This is a genomic window from Bacteroides sp. (genome assembly GCF_019417265.1).
In the GTDB taxonomy this organism is placed as follows: Bacteria; Bacteroidota; Bacteroidia; order Bacteroidales; family Bacteroidaceae; genus Phocaeicola.
In genome coordinates this window covers 20,407-27,599 of record NZ_DXVR01000031.1, presented here as the reverse complement: position 1 = coordinate 27,599, position 7,193 = coordinate 20,407, and the positions used below count along the sequence as shown (strand labels likewise).

Annotated in this window: 4 protein-coding genes; 3 read left to right on the top strand and 1 reads right to left on the bottom strand. The window is 36.3% G+C overall.

Features of this window, described 5'->3' with window-relative positions:
• The first annotated feature begins 322 nt into the window (after positions 1-322).
• Positions 323-610, top strand: a complete 288-nt coding sequence (locus QZ379_RS05805) for a hypothetical protein (protein ID WP_291560693.1) — start codon at positions 323-325, stop codon at positions 608-610.
• 54 nt (positions 611-664) lie between these two features.
• Positions 665-820 carry a hypothetical protein gene (locus tag QZ379_RS05800; RefSeq protein WP_291560681.1) on the top strand — a complete coding sequence of 52 codons (156 nt, stop codon included), beginning with the start codon at positions 665-667 and terminating at the stop codon, positions 818-820.
• A 77-nt stretch (positions 821-897) separates the two neighbouring features.
• On the opposite strand, the gene QZ379_RS05795 is transcribed toward QZ379_RS05800, so the two are convergent.
• The gene (locus QZ379_RS05795) at positions 898-4,914 is read right to left on the bottom strand and encodes a hybrid sensor histidine kinase/response regulator transcription factor (protein WP_291560670.1); all 4,017 of its coding nucleotides are present in this window, start codon (positions 4,912-4,914) and stop codon (positions 898-900) included.
• 196 nt (positions 4,915-5,110) lie between these two features.
• Here QZ379_RS05795 and QZ379_RS05790 point away from each other — a divergent pair, with 196 nt between their 5' ends.
• Positions 5,111-7,150, top strand: a complete 2,040-nt coding sequence (locus QZ379_RS05790) for an alpha-L-arabinofuranosidase C-terminal domain-containing protein (RefSeq protein WP_291560663.1) — start codon at positions 5,111-5,113, stop codon at positions 7,148-7,150.
• Positions 7,151-7,193: the final 43 nt, after the last annotated feature.

Sequence of the window (7,193 nt, the reverse complement as noted above, 5' to 3'; positions counted from 1 at the left end):
CTCATTCTTGAAACTATTAGTTATCTAACTGGAGAAAATTGATGCGTTTTCTCTGAATGCTTAAAATTCTTTGTTGTCTGACAGCTGTCGGACAATTGTCTGACACGTGTCAGTCATATGTTTGACAGCTGTCGTCCATATGTTTGACAGCTGTCAAACAATGTAGATTTACGCCCGTTTGCATCGTTTTTCCTATGTATTCAGGTTCATTTACAAATGTAATCAAAATCGTCATAATTTCAAGCAGAAAGTTTCTGTTTTTCTTGATTTTCCCATGTTCTGTTTAGTAAATTTGTCGTATCGAACAAATAAACTTAATATTATGACAAGAAGAAAAAAAGACAGAAAAGTAGAGGAAATCTGCAGAATGTGGATTGCCGAGAAGATGCAGAAAGAGGTTGCTGCTGCAAGAAATGAGGAGAAAAGAAAAAAGAGTGACGTTTACCTGCAGGAGAAGTTGGCTGAAAGGTATGAGTTCAGATACAATATGCTGACAGGCCGGGTGGAATACAGGATGAAGGAAGATGCCGGCAGCGAATTCTGTATCCTGGACAAACGTATGCTTTTTACCCTCTGTCTGGAAATGCGCGAGTCGGGTATAAACTGTTAGGACAAGGATTTACAGCGTTATATCTTCTCGTCGAGGATAGATGAGTATCATCTAATGAGAGAGTATTTCAGCAGTTTGCCACAGTGGGACGGCCGACAGAGAGTGATGCACCGTGTCAATCCGTTGATGATGAGCAGGGAACTGACTGCCGCCGGAGTGGAGAAGGAGCACCGAAGGGATGGGAACTATTATTTAGTGGTGAGGAAGTGATATAAAGAAAAATACCCCATTTCTTTTTCACAGTGTGAAAGATGTGAAAGTGAAATGGGGTATGAAATTGTTTGTGTTTATTGTTTATTACTTTCTGCTGTTATTTGTTTAAGGAATTCCGAAGGAGTGATATCGAATTCTTTTTTAAAGCATTTTGTAAAGTAGTTAGGATCGGACATTCCTACAGCATATGATGCTTCGGAAACATTCATTCCGTTAATAAGATGTGTGTGGGCTTCTTTCATTCTGATAGTTCGCATAAACTGGGTGATGGAACATCCGGTAAGCGATTTGAGCTTGGTATGAAGGAGGCTGCGGCTGATGTGCATCTCGGCAGTGATTTCTGTAACACCGAAATCTTCCTGAGAGATGTTTTTCATAATGAGATCAACTAACTCTTTCATGAATTTCTCATCGCGTGGATTGTTTGTCACCTGGGTGACATTCATCTCTTCTGCCTGTTTGAAACGTTCTATTACCTTACGGCGGTTGTTCTGGATGTTTTCAATCAGCAGTTCCAGGTTCTGTGCATTGAATGGCTTGGCTATATATGCCTCGGCACCGCATTTGTATCCTTCTGTATGGTCTTTTTCGTCTGTCTTGGCTGTGAGAAGTATAACAGGAATGTGGCTTGTACTTACATCCTGTTTTACTAATCTTGTAAACTCAAGTCCGTCGACTTTTGGCATCATGATATCGGATACAATAATGTCCGGAATACGTTTGGACAGCATCTTGTATGCTTCTTCTCCGTTGAAGGCACGCATGACATTGTATTTGTCCTTGAAGATATCGCAAATGTATTCGTTCATTTCCTTATTGTCCTCTACTATCATTATGGTTTCCTTGTCGTTTTTCTTTTCTTCATCGACAAGCTTGTCAGGAATCAGTTCTATAGTGTCGCGCATTCGCTGGTTATATTTCCGGATTTCATCCTGACTGATGCTTTCTATGGCTTTTTCATCTTTGGTATAGGCATTATCGGATACGTTTAATGTGACGGTAAAGACGGTTCCGACTCCTACTTCGCTTTCCACTTTTATATCTCCTTTGTGCATTTGTATCAGTGAGCGTGTAAGTGACAGTCCAAGTCCGAAGCCTTCTCTGTGGTCTTTTTTCTCGACCTGATAATAACTTTCAAATATCTTGTCAAGCATTTCCTTAGGAATACCCCTTCCTGTATCTTTTACAGATATGACGGCGTATGTGCTGTCGTTATCTTCTTTCAGGTGTGCACTTAGAGTGACAGTATCTCCGGCTTGGGAGTACTTGAACGCATTGGAGAGAAGGTTGTACATTATTCTTTCCAGTTTTGAAGGTGAGAACCACACTTCTTTTCCGTTATCTTCAAGATTGAGGGTAAAGTCTATTTCTTTTTCCTTTGATACAATATCGAATATGTGTGATATTTCGCCTAAAAAGCTTATGATATTACATTTGCGCACAGTGATATGCATCTGGTTCATTTCTATCTTGCTGAACGTAAGTATCTCATCTATGAGATAGTGCATACGGTTGGCGTTGCGGTATATTGTTTCTATGTTTTTTTTGTCCTTATTGCTTATTTCGTTTTGTGTAATCAGTTTCTGCAATGGTGACAGGATGAGTGTCAACGGAGTTTTCAGGTCATGAGAAATATATGTGAAGAAGTCGGTTTTCTGTTTGTTAAGTTTCTCTATATACATTCTCTGGTTATGTTCATTTTCCAATCTCATCAAAAGTCTTAGGCGTGATTTGGTGTATCTGTACGCTGCATACAGGCATAGCATTACAATGATTGTGTATACCATATATGCCCATATGGAGAGATACCATGGCGGCAGGACATTGATTTTCAGAGTGGCAAGACCATTTTCATCCCATTCTGTACCGTTGTAACCGGCAATGATATTCAGTGTATATTTACCGGCAGGCAAGTTTGAAAGTCGGACTTGATGCTGATTGTCAACATATTGCCATTCCTTATCCAAACCATCAATATACATTTTGTATTTTGTACCATAAGTATATTGGTAATTCATACCTGAGTATTCTATCCTTAAAGATTGTGCTTGGGAATGTGATAATGTAATTTCTTCTATTCCTTTATGCGTCTTTATTATATTGTAATCATTATTTAATGGAGATACTTTTTCTGAATTACTTATTATGTCGGTTATTTCTACTTTGAAGTTTTGTTTTTTTCTTTTAATAAGTTCGGGAAAAAATGAAATCATACCGTTTATCGTTCCCATAAAGATTTCTCCGTCTTCCGACTTGAATGCAGAAGAATAATTGAACTGGTTGGTAGGAAGACCGTCGGATGTGGTGTATCTGCTGATATACCAGTTGCTCATGTTTATTCTAATCAGTCCGTTGTCTGTTCCTATCCACATGTTATGGCTGTCGTCCTCTATTATTCCTTTTATACCGTTCGAAACAATAAGTTCTTTGTTGAAGGTTTTAGAGATTTTATATTCTTTGTCAAGGATGTAGATGCCATTGTTGTTTGTTCCTACCCATAGATATCCTTTTGAGTCGCGGTATATATTTGTAACGAATAGATTTTTATGTGGAAGTAAATGTAATGTATCTAATTTGAATGTTTCTGAGTTTAGACGGCAAATACCGTTTTTTCTCGTTCCTATAAGAAATGTTGTATCTGTTTCATTAAGACTGCAAAATGATGTTATTGTGGAAATTCGTTTAACAACTTGTTCTTTATTAATATGGTAAATTCCATTCGGACCACCATAAAAAATTTTATTATTGCTACTTTCTGTAATAAAGAATGCAGATGATAGATATGCTTCTTTTTGATTGAAAACATTACATCTTTTTGTTTTCTCATTATAATTGACAATACCGTTGAGAAATAATCCTATCCATAGTGTGTTTTTTGAATCGTACATTAAAGAATGTATATTTTGAGTGTTAATATTAAGGTTCTTAAAAACTTGTTCAGATTTGAATATTTTCTTTTCATTGTTCATTATATTGAGTCCGCCATCCTCTGTGGCTATTAATTCTCTTCCGTTTTGAGAACCAATTATTTGTCTAACAGCTTTCCCACTAAGATGGTTGTCGGTATTACCATATGGGTAGATACGAAAATGTTCTGATCCGGATATGTAATAATTAATACCTCCAAAATAAGTTCCTATCCATATATTTTCATCTATATCTTTGTATATGCTGTATATTGGAGAATCATTAAGTTTACTAATATTTCCGTATGTATCTTCATAATGTTTTATAATGTTGTAATGTTTATTATCAACAATATATATACCATATTCTGTTCCTATCCATATATTTGAATCAGAGTCTTTGGTAGAATAAAACATATCATTGTGTTTTATTTGTTTAGGTAAGTTATATATTGTATTTTCTAAAGTGTTATATAATATGATACTTCCATTAAAACATGCCAGAAAAGTCCTTTTGTTTACACTTTGTATATTGCTAATGCGACTTCTGTGTTCCTTAAGTATAGGAGGTATCGGACTGAATTTGCCTGAATTAAGATTGTATCTTAAAAGTTTGTTTCTGCATTCTATCCACAGGTTCTTATTTTCATCTTCCACAATGTTTCTTATGTAGTTTTTATTGTGGAGTATAAAAGGGAGAAATTTGTCTTCAGATGGTTCGTATCTGAAGACTCCATTACTGCAACATGCCAAAAGCATACCTGTGGAAGTAGTGAAAAAAGATACGTCATTTCTTATATTGCCTTTGATATCGTATGATTTGAAAGTTTCAGTAATATTATTGTATGAGCAAATACCTTCGTCTGTGGAAATCCACAGCTTGTTGTTTATAGTATCTGTGTACAGTTTGAATATAAAATCATGGCGAAGGCTGGTAGTGTCATTATCCGAATGATAGTAATGTTTCAACGCATAGCCATCGTATTTACACAGCCCGTTTCTTGTTCCGAACCAAAGGTAACCCTGATTGTCCTGAGTAATTGCGTTGACTGTATTGTGTGGCAATCCCTCGGCAAATCCTAATTGTTTGAAACGGATGTTGTCGTACTGGATTTGTGATTTTGTTAATGCGACGTTTAGTAATGAGAGTATCGCAAACAAGAAAAATCTTCTATAGTATTTCATTTTTTAATGGTTTTATTTTATTCAAAATTAAGCATTTGTATGAATTTGTTTTAGTAATTATGTTTTGCTATATAGAACATATGTTTAGCTACATGCGTATATAGGTATAAATAGTACATATTTCTTTTTTAAATTGACATAATTACCCTTTTATATGCATTTAAATAATCATATTTGCAATATTAATAAAAATGCCATGAGAAATATAATTATCAAATCTTTAATTTGTGTTTCTGCATTTAATGCAGGTGTCTTATCCGCTTTAGCTCAGGATAACAATGTCTATGGTACATTGTGTATTGACAAAAGTAGTAAAAAAAATGTATCTCCGGTAAAATATGGGTTTCATTATGAGGAAATAGGCATGATGGGTGAAGGTGCGCTGCATGCTGAGTTGGTTAGAAACCGTTCATTTGAAGAAGCAACTCCACCGGCCGGTCTTGCCGTTAAAGACGGATATTATGTGGATATTCCTGCACCTAAATCGGATATGAAGGATGTATATCATGTAGATCCGTTGATTGGATGGACCACCATGCCTCTGTCTTATTCCCCAATTTTCATTGACCGCACAAAAGAAAATCCGTTGAATGAGAATAACACATATTCAATGCTTGTGAATGTGGTAGATGAAATATCGGGCAAAAGTAATGCCATGATATTGAACAGGGGATATTATGGGATGAACTTCGTAGCAGGAGACAAGTATGATTTGTCTTTCTTTGTCAGGAATATCAATAATGAGGGTAATATAAAGGTTTTTCTCGTAGATGAGAATTGCAATAGGATTAGTAATGAGTATATAGTGGAAAACGGTGGTAAAGACTGGCGGAAAAAGGAAGTTAGTCTTACAGCTGACAGTAACTGTAAGAGAGGTATGTTGGCTATACAACCGATGAAGGTCGGAAAATTGCAGATTGACGTAGTATCATTGTTTCCTCAAAAGACTTGGGATAATGGAAAGTCGGTTTTCAGAACTGATATAATGGAGAATCTTAAAGAATATGCTCCTGATTTTATCCGTTTCCCGGGAGGGTGTATTGTGCATGGTGTAAATACGGAAACAATGTATCAGTGGAAAAAAACTATTGGACCTATAGAAAACAGACCGGGGCAGTGGAGCAAATGGGCACCTTATTACAGAACTGACGGTATAGGCTATCATGAGTTTTACGAATTGTGCGAGTATCTCGGAGCTGATGCCATGTATGTTACTCCTACAGGTATGGTATGTACAGGATGGGTATGGAAGCAGAAAGACGGCTCTTACACTCATCCGGAAGTGGAACTGGATTATTATATACAGGATGCTCTTGATGCAATAGAATATGCAATAGGCGATGTGAATACGAAATGGGGAGCTGAAAGAGCCAAGAACGGTCATCCGAAACCTTTCCCGTTGAAATATGTGGAGATAGGAAATGAGGATTTCGGACCTGTGTACTGGGAAAGATACGAGAAGATATATAGTGCGCTTTATGCAAAATATCCGCAATTGATTTATATAACCAATAGTATAATAGGCAAGGAAAACAACGACAAAAGAAAGGATATAAAGAATTTTCCGAATCCTAAGAATGTAAAGGTGTTCGATGAACATTATTATCAGCCTGTAGAGTGGGCATGCAATGACCATTATAAGTTTGATGCTTATAAAAGAGGTGAGGCTGATTTGTTTATTGGTGAATTGGGAATAGATGGAAAATATCCGGTTAATATTCTTTCTACCGGAGTGGTGAGAATGGCTATGGAAAGAAACGGTGACCTGAATCCGATGCTTGCAGAAAGGCCGCTCATGAGAAACTGGGATATGATGAAGTATGGGTTCCCGAAATCAATGCTGGTTAATGGTGTTGACAGTAGCGTTAAAACTGCTTTATTTTATGTCTCTAAGCTTTTCAGAGATAATAAGATTGATAAGTGTATATCATCTTCTGTGAAGGATTGCAATGGTATTCAGAGAGTCTTTACTACGTTGGGATATGATTCCGCAAAGAAAGAATATGTACTTAAGATTATAAATCTTTCTTCAAAGAAAGTTGTTCTTGATACTGAAGTAAATGGTTTTGGCAAGAGTGTTAATGCAAGTAAATGTGTTCTTAGATTGAAACCTGGGGTTAATAATACTCCGGAAAATCCTGAACTGGTAAAACCGGAATACAGTGACGAAAAGTTGGAACTTCAAAATAATATGGTAGTTTCTCCATTATCATTGACCGTATATCGCTTTAAATAATATATGTATGTAAAGAAGTAGTACTTAAAAGAAACGAATATAA

Excerpts from the sequence above, each read along its gene's own strand:
- QZ379_RS05805 (WP_291560693.1), top strand. The coding sequence starts at position 323 with ATGACAAGAAGAAAAAAAGACAGAAAAGTAGAGGAAATCTGCAGAATG.
- QZ379_RS05800 (WP_291560681.1), top strand. The coding sequence starts at position 665 with ATGAGAGAGTATTTCAGCAGTTTGCCACAGTGGGACGGCCGACAGAGA.
- QZ379_RS05795 (WP_291560670.1), bottom strand. The coding sequence starts at position 4,914 with ATGAAATACTATAGAAGATTTTTCTTGTTTGCGATACTCTCATTACTA.
- QZ379_RS05790 (WP_291560663.1), top strand. The coding sequence starts at position 5,111 with ATGAGAAATATAATTATCAAATCTTTAATTTGTGTTTCTGCATTTAAT.